The 23480-nt window shown below is 36.0% G+C and carries 19 protein-coding genes; 17 read left to right on the top strand and 2 right to left on the bottom strand.

Annotated features, from left to right (window positions below; genetic code table 11):
- Nucleotides 1-20 precede the first annotated feature (20 nt).
- The 7 genes from rplQ to EVI01_RS05165 all read left to right on the top strand — a co-directional run bounded on the left by rplQ (nucleotide 21) and on the right by EVI01_RS05165 (nucleotide 8061).
- Nucleotides 21-401, top strand: coding sequence for a 50S ribosomal protein L17 (gene rplQ / locus EVI01_RS05195; protein ID WP_010734449.1), 381 nt, complete (start codon nucleotides 21-23; stop codon nucleotides 399-401).
- Between the two features lie 274 nt (nucleotides 402-675).
- Nucleotides 676-1515, top strand: coding sequence for an energy-coupling factor ABC transporter ATP-binding protein (locus EVI01_RS05190; protein WP_010750789.1), 840 nt, complete (start codon nucleotides 676-678; stop codon nucleotides 1513-1515).
- Nucleotides 1491-2360, top strand: coding sequence for an energy-coupling factor ABC transporter ATP-binding protein (locus tag EVI01_RS05185; RefSeq protein WP_010750788.1), 870 nt, complete (start codon nucleotides 1491-1493; stop codon nucleotides 2358-2360). The genes EVI01_RS05190 and EVI01_RS05185 overlap by 25 nt, the downstream gene beginning before the upstream one ends.
- On the top strand, nucleotides 2350-3147 hold the full coding sequence (locus EVI01_RS05180; RefSeq protein ID WP_010750787.1) for an energy-coupling factor transporter transmembrane component T family protein: 798 nt from the start codon (nucleotides 2350-2352) through the stop codon (nucleotides 3145-3147). The genes EVI01_RS05185 and EVI01_RS05180 overlap by 11 nt, the downstream gene beginning before the upstream one ends.
- 27 nt (nucleotides 3148-3174) lie before the next feature.
- Nucleotides 3175-3924: a tRNA pseudouridine(38-40) synthase TruA gene (truA, locus tag EVI01_RS05175; protein WP_010750786.1), complete on the top strand. Its 750-nt coding sequence runs from the start codon at nucleotides 3175-3177 to the stop codon at nucleotides 3922-3924.
- A 444-nt stretch (nucleotides 3925-4368) separates the two neighbouring features.
- Nucleotides 4369-4569 (top strand): hypothetical protein, encoded by a 201-nt coding sequence (locus tag EVI01_RS05170; protein WP_025480625.1) that lies wholly within the window; start codon nucleotides 4369-4371, stop codon nucleotides 4567-4569.
- Between the two features lie 201 nt (nucleotides 4570-4770).
- On the top strand, nucleotides 4771-8061 hold the full coding sequence (locus EVI01_RS05165; protein WP_025480624.1) for a hypothetical protein: 3291 nt from the start codon (nucleotides 4771-4773) through the stop codon (nucleotides 8059-8061).
- Between the two features lie 123 nt (nucleotides 8062-8184).
- On the opposite strand, the gene EVI01_RS05160 is transcribed toward EVI01_RS05165, so the two are convergent.
- Together EVI01_RS05160 and rpmB are read right to left on the bottom strand one after the other, a co-directional pair.
- Complete coding sequence (locus tag EVI01_RS05160; protein ID WP_010750782.1) at nucleotides 8185-10809, bottom strand: YfhO family protein; 2625 nt, start codon at nucleotides 10807-10809, stop codon at nucleotides 8185-8187.
- Between the two features lie 394 nt (nucleotides 10810-11203).
- The gene (gene rpmB, locus EVI01_RS05155) at nucleotides 11204-11392 is read right to left on the bottom strand and encodes a 50S ribosomal protein L28 (protein WP_010750781.1); all 189 of its coding nucleotides are present in this window, start codon (nucleotides 11390-11392) and stop codon (nucleotides 11204-11206) included.
- Between the two features lie 269 nt (nucleotides 11393-11661).
- On the opposite strand from rpmB, the gene EVI01_RS05145 reads away from it, so the two are divergent.
- From EVI01_RS05145 to EVI01_RS05100, 10 genes are all read left to right on the top strand, one after another.
- Nucleotides 11662-12024, top strand: coding sequence for an Asp23/Gls24 family envelope stress response protein (locus EVI01_RS05145; protein ID WP_010750780.1), 363 nt, complete (start codon nucleotides 11662-11664; stop codon nucleotides 12022-12024).
- A 52-nt stretch (nucleotides 12025-12076) separates the two neighbouring features.
- Nucleotides 12077-13756, top strand: a complete 1680-nt coding sequence (locus EVI01_RS05140) for a DAK2 domain-containing protein (RefSeq protein ID WP_010750779.1) — start codon at nucleotides 12077-12079, stop codon at nucleotides 13754-13756.
- A gap of 117 nt (nucleotides 13757-13873) precedes the next feature.
- The gene (gene recG, locus EVI01_RS05135) at nucleotides 13874-15910 is read left to right on the top strand and encodes an ATP-dependent DNA helicase RecG (protein ID WP_010750778.1); all 2037 of its coding nucleotides are present in this window, start codon (nucleotides 13874-13876) and stop codon (nucleotides 15908-15910) included.
- A 47-nt stretch (nucleotides 15911-15957) separates the two neighbouring features.
- Nucleotides 15958-16959, top strand: a complete 1002-nt coding sequence (gene plsX, locus EVI01_RS05130; RefSeq protein ID WP_010750777.1) for a phosphate acyltransferase PlsX — start codon at nucleotides 15958-15960, stop codon at nucleotides 16957-16959.
- A 117-nt stretch (nucleotides 16960-17076) separates the two neighbouring features.
- Entirely contained in the window at nucleotides 17077-17319 is a 243-nt protein-coding gene (acpP, locus tag EVI01_RS05125) for an acyl carrier protein (RefSeq protein ID WP_010750776.1), read from the top strand.
- 272 nt (nucleotides 17320-17591) lie between these two features.
- Nucleotides 17592-18596: an ABC transporter ATP-binding protein gene (locus EVI01_RS05120; RefSeq protein ID WP_146811554.1), complete on the top strand. Its 1005-nt coding sequence runs from the start codon at nucleotides 17592-17594 to the stop codon at nucleotides 18594-18596.
- A complete protein-coding gene (locus tag EVI01_RS05115; protein WP_010750775.1) occupies nucleotides 18597-19541 on the top strand; it encodes an ABC transporter ATP-binding protein in 945 nt (314 codons plus the stop codon). It begins immediately after the preceding gene.
- Nucleotides 19541-20503 (top strand): oligopeptide ABC transporter permease, encoded by a 963-nt coding sequence (opp4B, locus tag EVI01_RS05110; protein ID WP_010750774.1) that lies wholly within the window; start codon nucleotides 19541-19543, stop codon nucleotides 20501-20503. Before EVI01_RS05115 ends, opp4B begins: the two co-directional genes overlap by 1 nt.
- Nucleotides 20504-20533: 30 nt before the next feature.
- Nucleotides 20534-21448 (top strand): ABC transporter permease, encoded by a 915-nt coding sequence (locus EVI01_RS05105; RefSeq protein ID WP_010750773.1) that lies wholly within the window; start codon nucleotides 20534-20536, stop codon nucleotides 21446-21448.
- Nucleotides 21449-21467: 19 nt separating this feature from the next.
- Nucleotides 21468-23249: an oligopeptide ABC transporter substrate-binding protein gene (locus tag EVI01_RS05100; RefSeq protein ID WP_010750772.1), complete on the top strand. Its 1782-nt coding sequence runs from the start codon at nucleotides 21468-21470 to the stop codon at nucleotides 23247-23249.
- Nucleotides 23250-23480: the final 231 nt, after the last annotated feature.

Raw genomic sequence — 23480 nt, 5'->3', positions numbered from 1 at the left:
TACGAAGGAGGGAAACCAACGTGAGTTATCGTAAACTAGGACGCACATCTAGCCAACGTAAAGCGATGTTGCGTGATTTAACAACTGACTTATTAATTAACGAACGTATTGTGACTACTGAAGCTCGTGCGAAAGAAGTTCGCTCAACTGCAGAAAAAATGATCACTTTAGGCAAACGTGGAGACTTACATGCACGTCGTCAAGCTGCGGCTTTTGTACGTAATGAAGTTGCTAGCGTACGTGAAGAAAATGAGGAAATCGTCATTGAATCAGCTTTACAAAAACTGTTTAATGATATTGCACCTCGTTACGCTGAACGTCAAGGCGGCTACACTCGTATCTTAAAGACAGAACCAAGACGCGGTGATGGTGCACCAATGGTTGTCTTAGAACTTGTCTAAAATCACACTAATAACATCACTTTATAGATGATTCTTTTAGAGTGTTATGATGTTGGAAGTTAACTCTTCCGAGTCTAGCTCAGCGCTACTCCTCAAATCTATCTGATTTGGGGAGTATGCACTCATCATAAAGTGTTTTTTTGTACCTTCAATTATCTGTCTTGACATCTTCTTGAAGGTGTAAAAAAACACTTTAATTAAAACGGAAACAATTGAAAAATCAGGTGTTTTTTGATAGTGTTAGTAGGAACTTTAGGATGGAGAAGGAGTAATTATGGAGCCAATAATTGAATTAGGAAAGATTAATTACAAATATCAACCTGATGACCCTCGTCCAGCATTAAAAGATGTTTCATTTACGATTAATCATGGTGAATGGATCGCAATCATTGGACATAATGGGTCTGGGAAATCAACACTTGCAAAGACAATCAATGGGTTACTTTTACCCGAGTCTGGTACGGTGAAAGTAGGAAACCAAACACTTAATGAAGAAAATATCTGGTCAATTCGACGTATGGTAGGAATGGTTTTTCAAAATCCTGACAATCAGTTTGTTGGATCAACAGTTGAGGATGATGTTGCTTTTGGACTTGAAAATCAAGGAATCCCTAGAGAAGAAATGGTGATGCGCGTTCAAGATGCCTTAGATAAAGTCCGCATGCTTGATTTTGCTAAAAGAGAACCAGCAAGACTATCTGGTGGTCAAAAACAACGTGTAGCGATTGCTGGAGTGGTTGCCTTACGTCCTGATATTATCATTTTAGATGAAGCAACTAGTATGCTTGATCCAGAAGGACGTGAAGAAGTTATTTCCACGATTAAAAAAATTAAAGATGAAAGTAACTTAACAGTTATATCTATTACACACGATATTGATGAAGCAGCAAATGCTAGTCGTATTTTAGTCATGAAACAAGGATCTTTAGTCAATGAAGGAACTCCGCAAGAAATTTTTTCTGCCGGACCTGAACTGATCAATTTAGGATTAGATTTACCTTTTCCTGAAAAATTAAAGAGTGCTTTGAAGCAACGTGGTATAGAGGTTCCTACCGAGTATATGACAGAAGAAAGGATGGTGGACTGGTTATGGACATCCGTTTTGAAAAAGTAGATTTTACTTATCAGCCAAATACGCCATTCGAACAGCGAGCATTATTTGATATCAATTTAACGATTCAAGAAAATAGTTACACTGCTTTAGTTGGACACACTGGAAGTGGTAAATCGACACTACTACAACATTTGAATGCGCTAATCAAACCTACAAGTGGAAGCGTACATATCGGCGATCGAAAAATTATGCCTGATACGAACAATAAAAACTTGAAACCGATTCGTAAAAAAGTCGGAATCGTTTTTCAGTTTCCAGAAGCGCAACTATTTGAAGAAACAGTAGCAAAAGACATTGCCTTTGGACCAAAAAATTTTGGTGTGAGTGAAGAAGAGGCAAGAGAGCTAGCGCAAGAGACACTGGCACAGGTTGGACTAGATGCTTCTTATTTAGAACGATCACCGTTTGAATTATCTGGTGGACAAATGAGACGAGTGGCTATTGCAGGTGTACTGGCTATGAAACCAGAAGTATTAGTGTTAGATGAGCCTACAGCAGGACTCGATCCACAAGGTCGAAAAGAAATGATGGACATGTTTTGGCGGTTGCATAAAGAACAAAATATTACAATTGTGTTAGTTACTCACTTAATGGATGATGTGGCAAATTATGCTGATTATGTGTATGTATTAGAAAAAGGAAGAATTGTAGAAAGCGGTCAACCGCAAGCGGTGTTTCAAAAACTTTCTTGGTTAAAAGAAAAGCAATTAGGTGTACCAACTGCTACCGAATTTGCAGAAAAATTGAACAAACGAGCACCTCTTTTCTCTGAACTTCCCATTACAGCAGAAGAATTAGCGGACAAGATTGTTACGTTAACAGGAGGACATTCTTATGATGAATAAACTGATTTTTGGGCGCTATATGCCTGGTGATTCATTGATTCATCGCTTGGATCCTCGTGCAAAATTATTAGCTAGTTTTTATTTTATTGGCATCATTTTTTTAGCTAACAATTGGCAAACTTATGCTCTTTTAGCCGTTTTTACATTATTATCTGTTTTCCTTTCGAAAGTGGACATCAAATTTTTTATCCGAGGAATTCGACCGTTGATTTGGTTGATTCTTTTTACGGTCGCTTTGCAGGTATTGTTTACAAGCGGTGGCGATACTTATTGGAGTTGGGGAGTTTTCAACATCACAGAATTTGGTGTAATGAATGGCTTGTTTATTTTCTGTCGATTTGTATTGATCATTTTCATGTCAACATTATTAACGTTAACAACTCCTCCCTTAGAACTATCAGATGCTATTGAATATTTATTACGCCCTTTAAAAGTTGTCCGTTTTCCAGTTCATGAAATCTCGTTGATGTTATCAATTGCGCTACGTTTTGTGCCAACTTTAATGGATGAGACAGAAAAAATCATGAACGCACAAAGAGCACGTGGCGTTGATTTTGGAGAAGGAAGTTTAGTACAAAAGATGAAGGCAGTGATTCCTTTGTTGATCCCTTTATTTGTTAGCAGCTTCAATCGAGCAGAAGATTTAGCAACAGCCATGGAAGCTAGAGGCTACCAAGGAGGCGATGGAAGAACAAAGTATCGCATTCTTCATTGGCATAATCGAGATACAATCATACTAATTGTGTTTGTTTTATTAACCATTGCATTGGTCTTTTTGAGAAGTTAGTGAAGTGATAAGTAGGTGAAAGAAAAAATGACGCGCTATAAAGCGATTATTGCGTATGATGGCAGTCGGTTTAATGGATTTCAAAAACAGCCAAATGGACGTACTGTGCAAGAAGAACTAGAAAAAACATTAAAAAAAATGGCTAATGGGGAACAAATCACCATTTTTGGTTCTGGCCGTACAGATGCTGGTGTTCATGCTTTGGGGCAAGTGATTCATTTTGATTATCCAGAAGAACGCCCTTTGGAGCGCATGCGCTTTGCTTTAGATACGCAATCGCCAGAAGATATTGCTGTTAAAACAGTTGAAATTGTCCCAGAAGATTTTCACGCCCGCTATTTAGTAAAAGAAAAGACTTATCAGTTTCGAGTCGATATTGGGAAACCTCGAAGTCCATTTCGCCGACATTATGCTAGTTATTTCCCTTATGCACTTGATTTAAAAAAAATTCAAAGAGCATTACCTGATTTATTAGGTACCCATGATTTTACTTCTTTTTGCGCTTCTGGCAGTTCAGTGGAAGACAAAGTACGAACGATTTATGAAGCCAAATTAGAAGTAAATGAAACAGGAGATGAATTATTGTTTACATTTCGGGGAAATGGTTTTTTGTATAAAATGATAAGGATTCTTGTTGGTACTCTGTTAAAAATTGGCAATGGACGTCTACCGGAAGATAGTCTACCTGAAATTATTGCAAAAAAAGATCGAAATGCAGCGGGACCTACAGCGCATCCGGAAGGGTTGTATCTTTACGAAGTAGTATATGACGACTAACAAAAATTGTTAGCAATCTATCAGCATTAACAAATAAATATTTCCATATGTAAATAGATACATGTGGATAAGTATTACTCCTTTCAATTTACTAAATAGCTATCAATCTATTTAGTAAATTGAAAGGAGTTTTTTATGTCTATTACTGATAAGTCTGTCCACTCAAAGTGAAAGCATTGCTATGATAAAGCGTATCTAGCGTATTTATTTAACTAACATAAATTGCCAAAAAAAGAAAAAGTAGGAGAAAGTATTAGCTTAGTTACTTATATAATGGATTTCGATAAAAGAAAGGAGAATGGTCTATGAATAATGAAGAGAAAAATAAAGAACAACAGAGAAATTTTCATAAAGAACTAAATGAAAAAATTCAGCAACAAAATCTCAAAAAAAAATGAATCATACTTATCTAAACAAATTGAAAAAGTTCAAGAGAAAGAACAGATGGTATCTTCTTTAGTAGATGAAACAAGCAGCACAACGGATGCTATACTAGATGAAGAAATCAATGAAATCGTACGTAGAGTAGTAGAAGCTCAAGATACTAGACGAATGGATGTGCCAGAAAATACTCCTTTAGCTAACCAGAATGAAGCAATTAGTACTTTATTTCAAGAAATGGATGTTTTAAACAAGCGTAAATAAGTATTAAATAATGAAATCACTAGATCCTATAAAGAAGGAACGATTTATACAGACGAAACGAAAAAAAATTTACGGGAGTTGCTTGCATTACGTCGTCAAGTCACGATAAGAAAAGAATTACAGTTGATATTTGGTTTTGACGTGATCGATTTTTACAAGGAGGCACATGGTCACAGATATAGTACGGAGAATTTTATCAATATGGTTGAACAAATCGAGAAAACGATGAAAAAAGAATATCCTATTGAAACAACAAATATAAGAAAAACAGAATTTAAAATTACGAATGAAGAGAAAAAGCAACTTAAAGATTTAAATAAGAATTGGAACGAGCGTTTCATTAAACAGAACGATGAACAAAAAGATACGTTTACTAAAATAGAAAATCTATTAACAAATGCCATTCAAAATGGTGCATTGGATCGATTTGAAAAATATGATTACTATGATACAGAGCAAAGTAAGACTTTGACTAAACTAGGCCTCAACAAATGGGATATTAAGGGTTTGCTGTCACATGCTCAGTCTGAGTTAGAAGGTTACTCCTATAAAACAGATCAAGAACTGACCAAACTCAAAAATGAGTTGAATAAAAAAGTGACGAAAGAGTTTAATCAAGGGAAATCAAACACTGGAGAGTTCAAACAAAATTTATTACAGTTGCAAGAAGTACACCATCAGCTAAATATTAGAGAAGCGATTTCAAAAATGACGGGCATCAATCTTGATAAATTTGGTAAAGAATACGTTTTGAGACTGGGCATGGAACCAAAAAAGCAAATGGGACTATTGCGTGAAGAAGTGTCAACTTATTTCAAAGCTAATGAAGGAGACAGCCGTCCTGGGAATCAATTTTCTGAGCAGGAAAATACAAAAATAAACAATGGAAAAGAAGCAATTTTATCCATCTACAACGAGTTAAAGCACTTTGATAATAAGAAAGATTGGAAAAAAGTAAATGCTTGTACCAAAAAATTAATGACAGAAATCAGCCAAGTGCTGAATGAAAATACTGAGATATTGGCTGTATATTACAATTCTAATATTACTAAGAGAAGTAATACATTAAAAAAATTAGGCATTAAAAATTTTGTTATAAATTTAAATGATGAACCTTCCTTGAAAAAACAAGTTTCTTTAGAAGAAACGGTACCTAAAAAAACTGAACAACATTCTCTTGAAGAAGATATTTCTTCAATAATATCAAGTGAAGCTTCTAATACAGTGTTAGGCGAGGATGAACCTATTCCTTTAGATAAACAAGCAAAAACAATAAAAGAGCTCACCGATCATAAAGGCGGGCCAGATTACTTAAGAAAAAGAAAGCAAAAATTAAATAAAAACATCTCTGAAGCCTATAAAAAAGGCAATATTCATACAGAACTAACGAAAGCAGAGTTACGACAATTACTGGAAGTACGCCATCAACTCACATTAAGAAAAGAACTACAATCGATTTTTGGGTTTGATGTGATGGATTTTTATGTAAAGTCGGTGAAGGAACGTAACAATTTAAATATTAAAAATTACATAAAAATGATAGAACAAATCGAAAAAATAACGGGAAAAGTACAGGATAATGCCACAGAGAGAACAAATGAGAAAAGAGCGACATTTGAACTTTCGAAAGTAGAGAAAAAAGAGTTCCAAAAAGCAATTAAAAACTGGAACACTAGCGTAGAAAACGGATCAAACGAAGCGTTTGTTGCTTATGAACTAGATCAGAAGATAGCAAGGGCTATTGAAAACGGTGTGCTCGATCGATTTAAAAAATACCACTACTATGATGTGTCTCAAAGTAAAACATTGACAAACTTAGGACTTAATAAATGGGATATCAAAGGGTTACTATCATACTCACCTGAACCTGAAATAGAAGCAAGAATGGATAGTTATTCACGAATAGAAGAAAAAGAATTGAAGAGAAGAAAAAAAGAAGCACAGAAAATGTTGAAAAGTGGTGTTAATCATCAGAGTAGATTGAACCCTAAAGATTTCAATTATTACTCAGTGGACTTGCGAGAGATTCGCTATCAACAAATGATCCGAAAAGCGATCACAAAAATCACAGGTATTGAGATCGACAAGTTCGGTAAGGAATATATTTCGCGACTGGGGATCAGACCGAATGACAAAATCGATCTGTGGCGATCAGAAGTATCAGCTATCTTCAAAGAAAATGAAGAATCGATGGATAGGAAAGGGTTTTCTGAAGAAGAAAAACAAAAAATAGAAGATGGTAAAAAAAAGATTCGGTCTATTTACAATGAATTGAAGCAGTTTGATAAAAAGAAAGATTGGGAAAATGTGAATGCTTGTACTCAAAAGTTAATGGCAGAAATTGATTACGTAGTTGAAACCAATACTAAGATAATTGCGAAAGAGTATAATTTTGATACCTTTAAAATAGACAAAGTTGTTCAAACTACTTTCGAAGATTTTTCACCTAGAAAAGAAGTCCAGCATCAGTTTAAGGACACTAGTTTGCATGAACCAAAAATAGAAAATAGGGAATCAATAGCGGGATCACCATTACCAGAAGAAAAGACAAACAATGAGCCGTTTATTGATAATTATCAAAGAGACAATCTCTCTCATTTACAAAATAGAAAAGAAGAACTCACCGTACAAATTAAAGAAAAACTTCAAGAAATGATTGATTTAGTAGGGGATAAAAATACAAGAGAAACAAACGTAAATGAAAAAAACATAGAAGAATTACGTATTTTGTTCTCAGAATTATTACACGGAGATTTAGTGACTAAAGTAAATGATTTAATTCGGGAGCGTATTGATTTAATAAAAGAAATGAAAGAAAAAGCAGATCAACTACGAGAAACATTTAAAGATGATATAAAAATATATAACGAACTAAATTACGTGATTAATTTTTATAATGAACATTTCTCAATAGAGAATAGTTCAACCGATCCTAAAGAACAAATTGATCGAATAGATGAATTTACTAAGTATACAGAGAAGTTAAAAGAAGAGAATGGTCCAAATATATTGCAAATTAGGTGGTTAGCCAATAACGGTGACAAACTTATTGATATAAAAGAGCATATGGAAGAAATAGATCTTTTAGAAGATATTATAGAGGATCTGATAAAAGAGGATGCTCCAGAGATTCCATCAAAATTAAATAAAGGACAATCAGAGAATATTCCAAATCCTATGCAAGGGGGAAATGAAAAATTAGATGTTGTAACTCAAGTGAGGAAAAATACAATAGATGAGTTAAAAGAGAAAGTATCGGTAGATCATTCATTACCACCTATGAATCAAACGAGAGTAAATCTCTCATCGGTGCCCCAAAAAAACATGCAAGAGTTAACGGCACCACCTGTCTCGCCTTTTGTCCAAACGGAGCGAAAACAAGAGTCTTTAGACAAAAAAATGGAAGCACTCAGAAACATGGGAAGAACCCAAAGAAGACAAGCCATGATGAAAATAATAAATAGAACAGTAGAGGTAGAACAGTCAATGTAAGTAATTAAGGGGTAATAATTTAAAACAAAAACGTAAGACATACTATCTGACGTGTGTACCCTTAGGTAGCACGCCCATGTTGACTTACGTTTTTTTAATGGGTAACTAAAAATGTTAAATGAATTAACTGTGTTTATATTTTTTATTTGATACAGGCGCTTTTTGCAAATACCATACATAGGTGACAAAGAGCCCAATGCACAGAATAAATAAAATGGCACCGATGGTGAATCCTTGTGGTAAATAACTGAAAGTGACTGTGTGTTTTCCAGCAGGCACCTTGATCATTAAAAAGGCATTTTTAAAATTTTCTACTTTGACAGTTTTACCGTCAATTTTAGCTGTCCAACCGGCATCATAAGGAATCGTTGTCACTAGCATACGTTCTTCTGAAGTGTCAACGGTTCCAGTGGCTGTTCGTCCAGTTGTTTTCATCTCCACACCGTTTTCTTTAATCTGATTCATCGCAGCTTGATAGGCAACAACATCAAGACCAAGTACTTTAGGTTCCATGAAACTTACTTCTTTTGTACCGTAAAAACTTGCTGTAAAGGTCACGGTTGTATCTTGCGGATAGTATCCTAGATCATAATACTGTCCAGAGATACCAATCTGTGTTTTTCTCGATGTGCCATTTACCGTAATTGTAGCAGTGGAACTTTCCAATTGAGAATAGTTAGTAGGAAACAGGCTTAAATAGGCTTGCGTATTTGCGGGAACCCGTACTTCCCAAGTGAGTGTTTTCGGTTGGTTGCTTACATTCTCAGAATAAGTAACGCCTGTTGTTGTTTTGTTTATCGTAACATTTTGCTGACTTTTTAGTGTCGGCGTATAGAAAGTGTAGTAGCGTTGGTCTAAATCAGATAGACGATTTATTAAGTTGGTTTGACTGGTTAAATTATCTGTTAATGGTTGTTCCACTTTATTAATGGATAAAGGTGCTGTAAAAGCTAAAGGTAAAGCATTTAAATTTTTGTAAAGAGTATATTCACCACTTTGGCTTTCTTTAGCGAAACCATACTTACTAAAGCTACTATCATTTTTAGCGATGTTGTATTTTATTCCCGTAAAGCCATCCATTAACAATGTATTATTAGCGTATCGAATATTAAGGTTTGTTCCTCTTGAACGAAATCCTAAAGAATCAAGATAAGAGGAAGAATTTCGATTTCTGATAGAAGAAAACAAACTTATACCGCTGTACCCATAATTAATGGAGTCATTAGGAGAAATAGGATCAAGGTTTTCCAAACGATAAAAGGTATCTGACTCTTGTTTTGTTTGATCAACTAGTGTTTTTATGGCAGGAGAAGGGTCAGTATACAAACTTCTTGAAGCATAATTCCAATCATCTAAAATCCCATGAATCATGCTATTTGTGTTCACACTTGCCTCTGCTGTCATAAGTAATAATAATAATAGGCTAAGATACTTAAGCGGTTGTTTTTGCTGTTGAAAGAAGCCAATCGTCAAAGCGTATAGTCCTAAGAAAACAATAGTTAAAACAAAAGAAGTAGTCGTGATATAAGTGTAGCTATCGTTTGGTTTAAGCCCCCATGCCATAGCGAAAATGGCGGCTAAAACAATGATTATTCCAAGAAGTAGACCTTGATCTTCCTTGGTCAAGTATTCCCAGCCTTTAGCTGCTAGTAAAAGAACTAAGAACGAAAACAAATAAGAGTATCGGAATAAAAACATATTTGGTGCGTGCATGCCATGCCAAAAAAGATTTAAAGGGACGAGATAAAAACTAGCAATCAACAAAGCAAACAAACTACCAAATAAAAGTTTGTTTTTTATTTTGACTTTTTGACTGGCAAAATAGAACAAGCATAAAACTAACGGAAATAACCCAGCATAAATAAAAGGGATAGAGCCATATTTAGTTGTATCGTATACACCAATCATATTTTTCATAATAATATCTAGATAAGAAGTTGCTTCGGTTTTTAACGTAGTGATTTGTGTCAATGCTTCACCATTTGACCGAAGATCAAGAACAGCAGGCAGGATAATAATCATCGAAGCTCCGCCAGCTAGTAAAGAAGTAATCCCATAAGGAAGAATGGATTTTTTATAGACGGACCAATTTGTCAAAAGCCTTACGATAAAGTAAAGGAAAGAAAAAACACCGATCATAAAACCCATATAAAAGCTTGATAGGAATAACAATAAGTAACTAACAAACAACAGTGTGGGGCGTTTCAGATCCATCACACGATGAATCCCTAAAATTACGAGTGGGAGATAAATAAAGGCATCTAACCACATAATAATTTCTGAATGTGCCGTAATAAACGAAATTGATGCATAGCTTATACTTAAAGCTACTTGCCCCCAACGAGGAATTTTATAGGTACTGGCGAGAAACCAAAAAGATAAACCAGCACATCCGACTTTAAGTAAAGTAAGAAAATATAAAGCATCCGGCATCATCTCATTTGGAAATAAAAGGACAAGTGGTGTAAATAGGCCACCAAGATAATAAGAAATCAAAGATAAATAATTCAACCCTAAAGAAGCATTCCAAGTATAAAAAATACTTTGCTTTCCTAAGAGCATATTACGAAAACTTGCATGAAAATTTGAAAATTGAGAAAAGGCATCACTAGCAAGGATACTGCGGCTACTGCCAGGATAGATCCCAATACTTAGATACACTAAAGCAAGGATCAAAAATGGCAAAAGAAAACTAGCTGCTACATAGCGACCATTTTCCTTAAAAAAAAGTTTGATTTTTGTTTTCATTATTTTGTTCACCAAATTTCTATGAATATAAAGATAACTCTAGTGTATCATATTCATATTTTTATCAACATGAAAAGACTTGGCAATTCACAAAAAATAAAAAAACAATAATAAATAACTATAGTCTAAGATTTTTATTTTAGGTTAAAATAAATTTTTGTAAAAATAAAAAAATTGTAAACACTAATAAATAGCTTATTGACACTTGATTAAAAATAAGTTATTATTTAATTAGAATTATTATAAAAAAACATATTTCAATTACCTTAAAAGTGGTGGCACATAAAAAAAGCCTTTAATAACCAACTTTCGCATAAGTTGGTTATTAAAGGCTTTCTATTATTACGTAAAAATAAAAACCGTTCAAAACGTGAACGGTTCAAACTTCATTCAATTAAACGCGTTCAACTTTTCCTGATTTCAAAGCACGAGTAGACACCCAAACTTTTTTAGGTTTTCCATCGATCATAACGCGAACTTTTTGCAAGTTAGGTTTAACAGTACGTTTTGTTGAGTTCATCGCGTGTGAACGGTTGTTTCCACTTTTTGTCTTGCGACCTGTAAAGTAACAAACTTTTGCCATGTAAATTTCCTCCTTTGCCTTGATTTGGAGCAATAGAATAATTCAGCTCATACCAGACTAACATATCATATAGAGGGTGAATTTGCAAGGGAATTTTCATGGATAGAATTGACAATTACATGGAATAATTGTAAATTATACAAGGTTCTTTCTAATTTTTCATTGGTTTTTGAGTACTTTAGAGTAACTGCCTTTTATTTCAGGTGACGCTATGATAAAATATGATAGAAGAAAAATGGGAGTATTTTGCCCGTTAAGGAGGCTCATTCATGGCTGTAAAAATTCAAACGTCAGCTGGAACCATTGAAATTACCAATGATGTGATTGCAACAGTTGTTGGTGGCGCCGCAACGGATGTGTTCGGTGTTGTAGGAATGGCCAGCAAGAATCAAATAAAAGATAATATTACTGAAATTTTACGTAAAGAAAATTACTCTCGAGGAGTAGTAGTTCGTCAAGTAGAAAATGGCATCGCAGTGGATGTTTATACGATCATTAGTTATGGAACGAAAATTTCAGAAGTTTCTCGCAACGTTCAAGACAAAGTAAAATACAACTTGGAAACATTACTAGGTGTAACAGCTAATTCTGTAAATGTTTTCGTACAAGGTGTTCGTGTACTGCCAGACTAGGCAGGAGGCTTGCTGATTCATTCAGCAGTCGATCTGAAGGAGGATTATCTAGGTGAGTGTAACAGAAATCAGTGCAAGCCAATTCCAGGAAATGGTTCAGGCGGGCGCGAATCGTCTGCAAGTAAATGCAGAATATGTCAATTCTTTAAATGTATTTCCAGTTCCCGATGGTGATACTGGAACCAATATGAATTTATCAATGACAAGTGGAGCCAAAGCAGTGGCAGATTCTACTTCTGAAAAAGTTGGAGAATTAGCGGCAATGCTATCAAAAGGGTTACTAATGGGCGCTAGAGGAAATTCAGGAGTAATTTTATCTCAGTTATTCCGAGGATTTTCAAAACAAATTCCTGAAGTGACCGTGTTAAATGCTACAGAATTGGCTGCAGCTTTTACTCACGGGGTAGAAACTGCCTACAAAGCAGTCATGAAACCAGTTGAAGGTACGATTTTAACTGTGGCTCGTGAAGCGGCAAAAGCTGGCGAAAAAAAAGCAAAATCAACCGATGACGTGATAGAAGTCATGACAGCTGTTGTAAAAGGTGGAAGACGTGCTTTAGCTAAAACGCCTGATTTACTTCCAGTATTGAAAGAAGTAGGGGTTGTAGATAGTGGCGGACAAGGATTGCTATTTGTATACGAAGGTTTTTTAAGTGCATTAAATGGTGAATTTCAACTGGAAGAATATGAACCGTCACCGGCTGAAATGGATGAAATGGTCAATGCCGAACACCATCGGAGTGTGCAAGGACAGTTAGCCACAGAAGATATCCATTTTGGGTATTGTACAGAAATTATGGTGAAAATTGGTGAAGGTCCCACTGTGGATAGTTCATTTGATTACGAAGAATTTCGTAATTATTTAGACGGTTTAGGTGATTCATTGTTAGTAGTAAATGATGATGAGATTATCAAAGTACATGTTCATACAGAACATCCTGGTGAAGTATTGAATTATGGACAAAAATTTGGCTCACTAGTGAAAATAAAAGTCGACAACATGCGCTTACAACATGAAACGATTTTAGAACACGACGGACAACCCAAAGAGGCTACACCACGAAAAACTACACGTGCGCCTTACGGGATCGTAGCGATTGCAGCTGGTAAAGGCGTGCAAGAACTATTTGAAAGTTTAGGGGCAAACTATGTCATTAGTGGCGGACAAACCATGAATCCAAGTACAGAAGATATCGTCAAAGCGATTCAAGAAGTAAATGCGGACAAAGTTATTGTTTTACCAAATAATAAAAATATCTTTATGGCTGCAGATCAAGCAGCAGAAGTAGCCGAAATACCGGTAGCTGTTGTGCCATCAAGAACGATCTCTCAAGGATTGACTGCTATGCTTTCGTTTAACGATCAATTATCGTTAGAAGAAAATAAAGACACGATGACGGAGATGCTTTCAAGTGTTGTCAGTGGTCAAGTTACACATGCGATTCGTAACACAACGATTGATGGGGTGAAAATCACTGAGGGGGACTTCTTAGGGATGATTGATGGTAAAATTGTTCTCTCTAATTCAGATATCGCTGTTACTGCATTGGCTACTTTAGAAAAAATGTTAACTGAAGAAACGGAAATTGTGACGATCTTAGCCGGTGAAGGTGGTTCTGTAAGCCAAGCAGAAGAATTTTCTGCACAGTTAATGGCTCAACATCCAGATTTAGAAATTGAGATCCACCAAGGAGATCAACCAGTTTACCCATATCTATTCTCTGCTGAATAGAGACGAAAAAACATTTCGATTTTCATTGTTTGTTAAAGAAATAGGGCTGTGCCATGTCGTTGGTGCAGCCCTATTTCTAAGGAATGAATGACGACTATACGTGAAGGAGGAATATGCATGCGTTCTTTAAGTGATCCAGTAACTATGTTAGCGGGTGTAGGTGGAAAAAGAGCGGAAAGCCTTGCTAGTTTAGGGATACATACAATCGAAGACTTACTGACTTATTATCCTTTTCGTTATGAAGATATTCAAGAAAGAAATTTAAATGAAATCCTCGATCAAGAAAAAGTGACGATAAAAGGATTAGTCGTTTCGCCGCCAGTGATGAGCCGTTTTGGCTATAAAAAGAATCGACTTCAATTTCGTATGATGCAAGATCATGCCGTGTTCAATGTTTCTTTTTTTAATCAGCCTTATTTGAAAGAAAAAATTATTTTATCAGAAGAAATTGCTGTTTACGGAAAATGGGATGCAAAGCGCAAATCCTTAAACGGTATGAAAATCTTAGGCTCCCAATCAGCCGATGATTTTTCTCCGATTTATCATGTCAATAAATCGATTCGTCAAACGACCCTCGTTGACTTAATTAGAAGAGGATTTGAAGAGTATGGCACATTGATAGAAGAAAATCTTCCTGTGAGTTTAGTTGATAAATACCGTTTGCTGGATCGCTCAACGGCTGTAAAAAGTATGCATTTTCCAAAAAATCATGAAGAAAACCATCAGGCCAAGCGAAGAGTTGTATTTGAAGAATTCTTTTTATTTCAAATGAGATTGCAAGGGCTAAAAAAATCAGAAAAAGCAGAATCAAATGGGATTGAAATTTTATACGATATTCAGAAATTGAAACATTTTATCCAAACGCTACCTTTTGAATTGACGAATGCGCAAAAAAGAGTAACAAATGAAATCTGTCGTGATTTAAGAAGTCCATATCATATGCAACGGCTATTGCAAGGAGATGTAGGAAGTGGAAAAACAATCGTCGCAGCGATTGCTTTGTATGCAACGGTTACTGCTGGGTTTCAAGGAGCGTTAATGGTACCCACTGAAATTTTGGCACAACAGCATATGGACAGTCTTCTGAATCTCTTTGACCCTCAAGAAGTAAGAATTGCGTTGTTAACAGGATCAACCAAAGCAAAAGAGCGTAGAGATCTACTTGTGTTATTAGAACAAGGAGAAATAGATATACTGGTGGGTACGCATGCGTTGATTCAAGAAGGTGTTGAATTTCAGAACTTGGGGTTAGTAATTACGGATGAACAACATCGTTTTGGCGTCAATCAACGAAAGGTACTAAGAGAAAAGGGCTGGCGTCCGGATGTTTTATTTATGACGGCTACACCGATTCCTCGAACGTTGGCTATTACGGCATATGGAGAGATGGATGTTTCAATGATTGATGAACTTCCTGCTGGGCGTATTCCCATTGAAACACGGTGGGTACGAACTCCTCAATTGAACAATGTATTAGAATGGACCGGAAAGGAACTAGCTAAGGGGCATCAAATGTATGTTATCTGTCCATTAATTGAAGAATCAGAAGCCTTAGATGTCAAAAATGCCGTCGAAATTTATGAAAAATTAAGTGCGCTATTTGCTCCTCAGTTTGAAGTAGGATTGTTACATGGTAAAATGAAGAACCAAGAAAAAGAAACAATCATGGAAGCTTTCAAAGAAAACAAACTACAGATTCTTGTTTCGACAACGGTGATTGAAGTGGGTGTCAATGTTCCAAATGCTACAGTTATGCTAATCATGGATGCTGATCGTTTTGGATTAGCGCAACTGCATCAATTAAGAGGACGAGTAGGACGTGGCAGTGATGCTTCTTATTGTGTGTTAGTAGCGAATCCTAAAAATGAACTAGGAGTTGAACGGATGAAAATCATGACAGAGACTAACAATGGTTTCGTTTTAAGTGAGAAAGATTTGGAACTGCGTGGACCAGGGGAAGTGTTTGGTTTCCGCCAATCAGGGTTACCACAATTTGCTATTGCTGATCTTGTAGCAGATAGCCATGTATTAGAGGTTGCTCGTGAGGAAGCACAGAAAGTGTGGGAACTGAAAAACTGGCAATTTTTGCCAGAATATCGGAATTTAGTCAACAGCCTAGAAATGGAAATTCAAGATAATCATTATTTTGATTAATAGACTGTGCTATACTTTATAGTGATGATAAAAAAGGAGTGGAAATAATGAGAATTGCCGTAGATGCAATGGGTGGAGATCACGCACCACAAGCAATCGTGGAAGGTGTGGCTTTAGCACAAAAAGATTTCCCAGATGTGGAATTTATCCTTTATGGTAAGGAATCAGAAATTAGAAAATACTTAACAACTGAAAATAATCTCACAATCGTTCATACAGATGAAAAAATCAATAGTGAGGATGAACCAGTTAAGGCGATCCGTCGAAAAAAGAATGCTTCGATGGTTTTAGCAGCACAAGCAGTGAAAAATGGTGAGGCAGATGCGATCTTTTCAGCTGGAAACACTGGAGCGTTATTGGCTGCCGGATTATTTATTGTCGGACGGATTAAGAACATTGAACGCCCAGGATTAATGTCCACTTTACCTGTCGTAGGAAAAACAGATGAAGGATTTGACATGCTTGATTTAGGTGCTAATGCTGAAAATAAACCAGAACATCTGTTGCAGTATGGTATTTTAGGTTCATTTTATGCAAGAAAAGTACGTGGAATCGGTCGGCCTCGTGTTGCCCTATTGAACAATGGGACAGAAGCCACAAAAGGCAGCGAATTGACAAAAAAAGCGTTTGAATTACTCCAAAATGAAACAAGTTTGAATTTCATAGGAAATGTTGAAGCGAGAGAACTATTAAATGGGATAGCAGATGTTGTGGTAACAGATGGTTTTACTGGAAATGCGGTATTAAAATCCATTGAAGGAACTGCTATGAATATGATGAACCTGTTAAAATCAGCTATTTTAAATGAAGGGTTAAAAGGTAAAATGGGGGCGATGCTCTTAAAAGATGGTTTGCGTTCCCTAAAATCAGAAATGGATTATTCCAAACATGGTGGTGCAGTGCTTTTTGGTCTAAAGGCGCCAGTTATCAAGACACATGGAGCAACTGGACCTGATGCAGTGAGATATACTATCCGACAAATTCATACAATGCTTGAAACAAATGTAGTAGGGCAACTAGTAGAGCAATTTGAAAAAAATGCAGAATAGTATTTTTTTATTACAAAAAACGAATAGAAAAAAAGGTGGACATTCCTTTAAAATGCCAGTAAAATGGGCTTGGGTGAAGGAAATCGACAATTTTGATAATTGTTGGAGGTGAAAACATTGTCACGTGAAGATGTATTTAATAAAGTAGCGAAAATTATTTCAAATCATTTTGAAATTGATACAGATAAAGTAACTGATGAATTAAATATCAAAGATGACCTAAAAGCTGATTCAATCAGTATCATGGAATTTGTTTTGGAACTCGAAGATGAGTTTGGAACAGAAATTTCTGATGAAGATGCTGAACAAATTGAAACAGTTGGTGGTGCGGTTGATTATATTAGCGCTCATCTTAATTAATTGTCACTATAAAAGTGAGTAAAGATCTAGTTGGTCTTTACTCACTTTTTTTTTAATTTTTCTATAATATGGTGCGTTTTTTTCATTCATTTTTCTGACAATTCTGTCAGCAATTCGAAATTATCTTGCATTGTGAAAAGGTTTTATATATAATTATTAATAATATATTACACTATCCTTAGAATAACGTTTATTATAAAACGCTTTATTGTGTGTATTATCTTTTTTTATTAATAAAACTTCCATCTAGGGAAGCAGAGAGGGGTATTCGATTGTCAGATAATCAACTATTAGATGTTCAAAACCTACATACAGGCTTCCGTCTTAAAGATGAATATTACGATGCAGTAGACGACGTTTCTTTTACATTAGATAAAAACGAAATCCTAGCCATCGTTGGAGAATCTGGGTGCGGAAAAAGTGCATTGGCTACTACTATTATGGGACTACTTGATCCAAATAACACCAAAATTACCGGTGAAATTCTATATAACGATTTGAACTTGATCGAATTAAACGAAACTTTATATAACAAAATTCGTGGGAATGATATAGGTATGATTTTCCAAGACCCATTATCAGCGTTAAACCCTTTGATGCGAATTGAAGATCAAATCAAAGAAGGTTTGTCGTATCACACAAAAATGAATGCAGAACAACGGCAAGCACGTGCTTTAGAATTATTAGAACAAGTGGGAATTCCTAACCCTGCCAGAGTAGGACGACAATACCCTCACGAATTATCAGGTGGGATGAGGCAACGGGTGATCATTGCTATTGCCATCGCATGTAAACCACCGATCGTTATTGCAGATGAACCAACGACTGCGTTAGACGTAACGATTCAAGCACAAATACTTGATCTATTAAAAGATTTGCAAGAAGAAACCAAGACAGGAATTATTCTCATTACCCATGACTTAGGGGTAGTGGCTGAAATGGCTGATCGTGTAGCTGTTATGTACGGTGGTCAATTTGTTGAAGTGGCCGGAGTCAAAGAATTATTTGAAAATCCAAAACATCCATATACACGTTCATTACTAAATTCGATTCCTCAAGAAGGAAACCATGAAGCAGAATTGCACGTGATTGAAGGTGTCGTTCCTTCTTTAAAGAACATGCCACGCACCGGCTGTCGTTTTGCTCCGCGTATTCCTTGGATCCCCGCAAGTGATCACGAAGAAAACCCTGTACTTCATGAAATTGCCCCGAATCATTTGGTTCGCTGCTCATGTTATAAACATTTCCACTTTAGAGACGAAAAAGGAGAGGTGTAGATGTCAGAATTAATCACAATCAATGATTTGAAAGTTCACTATCCTATTCGCAGTGGGTTCTTTAATCGAGTAACGGATCATGTTTATGCGGTAGATGGTGTTGATTTCATTATTGAAAAAGGAAAAACTTACGGATTAGTTGGTGAATCAGGATCTGGAAAATCAACGACCGGAAAAGCGGTGGTGGGTTTAGAAAAAGTCACCTCTGGTCAAATTATTTATGAAGGCAAAGATGTGACACAAAAAAGTAACCGTAGCAAAATTGGTTATAACAAAGATGTCCAAATGATTTTTCAGGATTCAATGTCTAGTTTAAATCCTAAAAAACGAGTATTAGATATCATTGCTGAGCCCATTCGGAATTTTGAACGCTTGAGCGACCAAGAGGAAAAGAAGAAAGTGAAAAATCTACTGGACATTGTTGGGATGCCAGAAGATGCTTTATATAAATATCCTCATGAATTTTCAGGAGGTCAGCGTCAACGTTTAGGTGTTGCTCGGGCGGTTGCTACAAGTCCTAAATTGATCGTAGCAGATGAACCTGTTTCGGCCTTGGATTTATCTGTACAGGCGCAAGTACTAAATTTCATGAAACGAATCCAACAAGAGTTTGGATTGAGTTATTTATTCATTTCTCACGATTTAGGTGTCGTTAAGCACATGTGTGATAATATCGCTATTATGTATAAAGGAAGATTTGTTGAAATTGGAACGCGTGAAGACATTTATAACGACCCACGTCACATCTATACCAAACGTTTGCTTTCTGCTATCCCTCGCATTGACGTAGAAAATCGCGAATTTCATAAAGAAAATCGTCGAAGAGTAGAACGTGAGTACATCCAAAATCAAAAGGAGTACTATGATGCAACTGGTCGAGTGTACGATCTCCGTACAATTACACCGACGCATAAAGTAGCGTTGAAAGATGGAGGTGCTAGCTAATGTGGAAAACGATTTTACGACGTGTGTTATTAATGATTCCGCAAGTAATTATTCTTAGTGTGTTGATCTTCATGTTGGCCAAAGCAATGCCTGGAGATCCATTTACTGGTTTGATCAATCCAAACCAAGACCCAGCAGTTATTGAACAAATGCGACAAGCCGCTGGTTTAAATGATCCTTGGTATGTCCAATATTTCCGTTGGATCGGAAATGCTTTACAAGGAGATTTTGGTCAAAGTTTCTTATACAAACGTTCAGTTGCTGACTTAATTGGTGAGCGTATCATCAACACCCTTTATTTATCTATTTTAACTGTTATTATTACTTATTTAATTGCTGTGCCATTAGGTATGTTAGCGGGAAGATATCAAAACTCGATTTTAGACAAAGCAGTGGTAATCTACAACTTCTTTAGCTTTGCTGTACCGTTATTTATTTTTGGTTTAATCATGCTATTTGTTTTCGGGTACCGTTTAGGTTGGTTTCCAACGAGTGGCTCTCAAACGCTAGGATTGCAAGGTGGATTTTTCACCCAGTTAATTGACCGGATGAAATATATTATATTACCATCAATCACTCAAGCTTTTTTAGCTACTGCGGTAACGATTCAGTATTTAAGAAGTGAAGTGATCGATTCAAAATCGTTAGACTTTGTGCGAACTGCCCGTTCAAAAGGGGTACCAACCAACAAAGTGTTTAGTCGTCATATTTTCCGAAATGCGGCTTTACCAATGGCTTCACAAATGGGCTACGAAATCACTTCTTTAATTGCTGGTTCAGTAGTTATTGAAAAGATTTTCGGTTATCCAGGTGTCGGGAAATTGTTTATTGACTCTATCGGACAACGAGATTACACCGTTATCACATCCTTAGTATTGATTTTAGGAATTGCGACGTTGATAGGAACATTGCTATCAGATATTATCATGAGCATTGTTGATCCACGTATACGTATCCAATAATAAAATCAATCAGAAAAGGAGGAGAGACAAATGAGTGATAAAAAGAAAGAAGTTGTGCAAGAAAGTATTCCACCAATGGGGATGCGAATGATTGCACGTGAATTTAAAAAAGATAAAATAGCCATTTTTTCGTTAGGCTTACTTGTAGTTTTACTTTTAATCATTTTTATAGGTGCAAAATTTATTGATCAAGATAAAGTAATGTATGTCAGTATCTTTGATAAATACGCTGCTCCAGGCTCTGTTTCTACTGAAGGAACGAAATTTATTTTAGGAGCCGATGAAGGTGGACGTGATGTTTTAGGACAATTGATTATTGGTGCTAGAAACTCTGTTACGATCGGGTTTGCGATCACAGTCATTACCTCAATTATCGGAGTAGGCTTAGGGATTATCTCTGGATTTTATGGAGGCATTATCGATAATATTTTAATGCGTATAGTTGATTTTATTATGATTTTGCCGATTATGTTGATCATTATTGTATTTGTTTCAATTATTTCTAAATACAATGTATATTCCTTCATTTTTATTATGAGTGCATTTTATTGGGTGGCAAAAGCCCGATTATTCAGAAGTAAAACATTATCAGAAGCTAGACGCGATTATGTCAGTGCTTCAAAGACAATGGGAACAAGTGATTTTTACATTATGTTCCGTGAAATCATGCCCAACCTAAGTTCATTGATTATCACCAATTTAACGATGAACTTTGCGGCAAATATTGGGATCGAGACCACTTTGACTTTCTTAGGATTCGGTTTACCAGCCAATGTTCCAAGTTTAGGGACATTGATTGGTTATGCCAGCAACGGAGAAGTTTTAGTGAATCGCCAATGGATCTGGTTACCCGCATCAATCCTAATTTTAGTTTTGATGTTGTGTATAAACTACGTTGGACAAGCATTTAAGCGTTCTGCAGATGCACGTCAACGACTAGGCTAAGAGAATAGGGGGAAATGGAATGAAGAAAACGATTTTGGGTATTGTGTCACTGTTTTCAGTAATGGCTTTAGCTGCTTGTGGAAGTGGCGGAGGCTCTAGCTCTTCAGGAAGTTCAACAAATAATGGGGATAACAAGAAAGATTTAACATTCCCTATTTCAACAAAGAATGATAAAGATGCTGTGAAAGATGGCGAATTGGAAGCTGCAGTAGCGACAGATAGCCAGTTTAAAGGATTATTTCAATGGGAATTTTATCAAGATTCTTATGATGCAGCATTTATGGCACCATCACATGAAGCACTATTTTCAAATGATGCCGACTTTAAAATTACAAATGATGGCGCAGCAACTTTAGATTTAGATCAAGATGCAAAAAAAGCAACGATCAAATTAAAAGACAATGTCAAATGGTCTGACGGAAAAGATGTAACAGCAGATGATATTATTTTCCCTTATGAGATTATCGGAAATAAAGATTATACGGGTATCCGTTATGATGATAATTTCCGAAATATTGTTGGTATGGAAGAGTACCATAGTGGAAGTGCCGATACAATTTCTGGAATCAAAAAAGTCGATGACAAAACAGTTGAAATTGAATATAAAAAAGTGGAACCAAGCATGCTACAAGCTAGTGGTGGGATTTGGTCATATGCAGCGCCAAAACATACTCTTGAAGGCGTAGCAATCAAAGACATGGAATCAAGTGATCAAGTACGTAAACACCCAGTTACTTTTGGACCTTACTACATGAGCAATATTGTTGCGGGAGAATCCGTAGAGTACCTACCAAATAAATATTATTGGAACGGCAAACCACAACTGAAAAAAATTACTATGAAATCATTGCCAATAGCTAGTGCAACGGAAGCTTTGAACTCAAAACTTTATGATATGATCTTCCAAATGCCTACGGATACGTATGATACCTATAAAGAAATTTCAGGTTATACAAACTTAGGACGTGAACAAACATCTTATACTTACTTAGGATTCAAACTAGGTAAATGGAACGCTGATAAGAGCACGGTAGAATATGATCCAAATTCAAAAATGGCAGATAAATCATTACGTCAAGCAATGGGTTATGCCTTAGATAACGATGCAGTCGGCGAGCGTTTCTATGCTGGATTAAGAAGCAATGCAACATCATTGATTCCACCAGTATTTGAATCTTTCCATGATAGTGACCTAAAAGGATTCACACAAGATATTGATAAAGCCAATAAGTTGTTAGATGATGCTGGTTATAAAGATGTTGACAACGATGGTTTACGTGAAGACAAAGATGGAAACAAGCTAACAATCAACTTTGCCTCAATGTCAGGTGGCGAAACTGCACAACCTTTAGCTGACTACTACGTACAACAATGGAAAAAAATCGGTTTAGATGTTAAATACACAACTGGACGTTTAATCGAATTTAACTCATTCTATGATAAATTAGAAAATGATGACCCTGAAATTGATATTTACCAAGCTGCTTGGAGCACAGGAACAGATCCAAATCCAAACGGCCTATGGGGACCAAATGCAGCATTTAACTACACTCGTTTTGAATCAGAAGAAAATACTAAATTAATTAATGATATCAATTCAAGTAAAGCATTTGACGCAGATTATCAAAAAGAAGCTTATGCAAAATGGCAAAAATACGCATTTGAAGAAGCTTACGCAATTCCAACATTGTTCCGTAAAGAAGTGTTACCTGTAAACGATCGCGTAAAAGATTGGGACTGGTCATATGATGTACCAAATGCATGGGCGAAAGTAACAGTAACAGACACCTCTCGTTCTTAAGAAGAGGTTGTGACAGAGGCGGTCAGCTCCGAGCAAATAAGAAATGATTTTCTAAAATAGCTTCTCATATTTTTGAAAATCAGAGCTTATTGTTGAGGAGTTGCTTCTGGAACACCGTGGATAGAGGTTGTGAAAAGAGCGTTTTGTCCTGAGTAATAAGGATGAAAATCTCGAAATAGCTTCTCATATTTTGAGATTTTCATCCTTATTACCGAAGGACAGCTCTTTGAA

The organism is Enterococcus villorum, assembly GCF_007990225.1.
In the GTDB taxonomy this organism is placed as follows: domain Bacteria; phylum Bacillota; class Bacilli; order Lactobacillales; family Enterococcaceae; genus Enterococcus_B; species Enterococcus_B villorum.
This window is presented reverse-complemented; position numbering and strand designations above follow the sequence as displayed.

Bases quoted from the DNA above. Each gene is read 5' to 3' on its own strand.
- EVI01_RS05105 (WP_010750773.1), top strand. From the start codon at position 20,534: ATGAGTGATAAAAAGAAAGAAGTTGTGCAAGAAAGTATTCCACCAATG.
- truA (WP_010750786.1), top strand. From the start codon at position 3,175: ATGACGCGCTATAAAGCGATTATTGCGTATGATGGCAGTCGGTTTAAT.
- EVI01_RS05165 (WP_025480624.1), top strand. From the start codon at position 4,771: ATGGTTGAACAAATCGAGAAAACGATGAAAAAAGAATATCCTATTGAA.
- opp4B (WP_010750774.1), top strand. From the start codon at position 19,541: ATGTGGAAAACGATTTTACGACGTGTGTTATTAATGATTCCGCAAGTA.
- EVI01_RS05100 (WP_010750772.1), top strand. From the start codon at position 21,468: ATGAAGAAAACGATTTTGGGTATTGTGTCACTGTTTTCAGTAATGGCT.
- EVI01_RS05115 (WP_010750775.1), top strand. From the start codon at position 18,597: ATGTCAGAATTAATCACAATCAATGATTTGAAAGTTCACTATCCTATT.
- EVI01_RS05190 (WP_010750789.1), top strand. From the start codon at position 676: ATGGAGCCAATAATTGAATTAGGAAAGATTAATTACAAATATCAACCT.
- EVI01_RS05185 (WP_010750788.1), top strand. From the start codon at position 1,491: ATGGACATCCGTTTTGAAAAAGTAGATTTTACTTATCAGCCAAATACG.
- EVI01_RS05145 (WP_010750780.1), top strand. From the start codon at position 11,662: ATGGCTGTAAAAATTCAAACGTCAGCTGGAACCATTGAAATTACCAAT.
- EVI01_RS05160 (WP_010750782.1), bottom strand. From the start codon at position 10,809: ATGAAAACAAAAATCAAACTTTTTTTTAAGGAAAATGGTCGCTATGTA.
- EVI01_RS05180 (WP_010750787.1), top strand. From the start codon at position 2,350: ATGATGAATAAACTGATTTTTGGGCGCTATATGCCTGGTGATTCATTG.
- EVI01_RS05170 (WP_025480625.1), top strand. From the start codon at position 4,369: ATGGTATCTTCTTTAGTAGATGAAACAAGCAGCACAACGGATGCTATA.
- rpmB (WP_010750781.1), bottom strand. From the start codon at position 11,392: ATGGCAAAAGTTTGTTACTTTACAGGTCGCAAGACAAAAAGTGGAAAC.
- plsX (WP_010750777.1), top strand. From the start codon at position 15,958: ATGAGAATTGCCGTAGATGCAATGGGTGGAGATCACGCACCACAAGCA.
- recG (WP_010750778.1), top strand. From the start codon at position 13,874: ATGCGTTCTTTAAGTGATCCAGTAACTATGTTAGCGGGTGTAGGTGGA.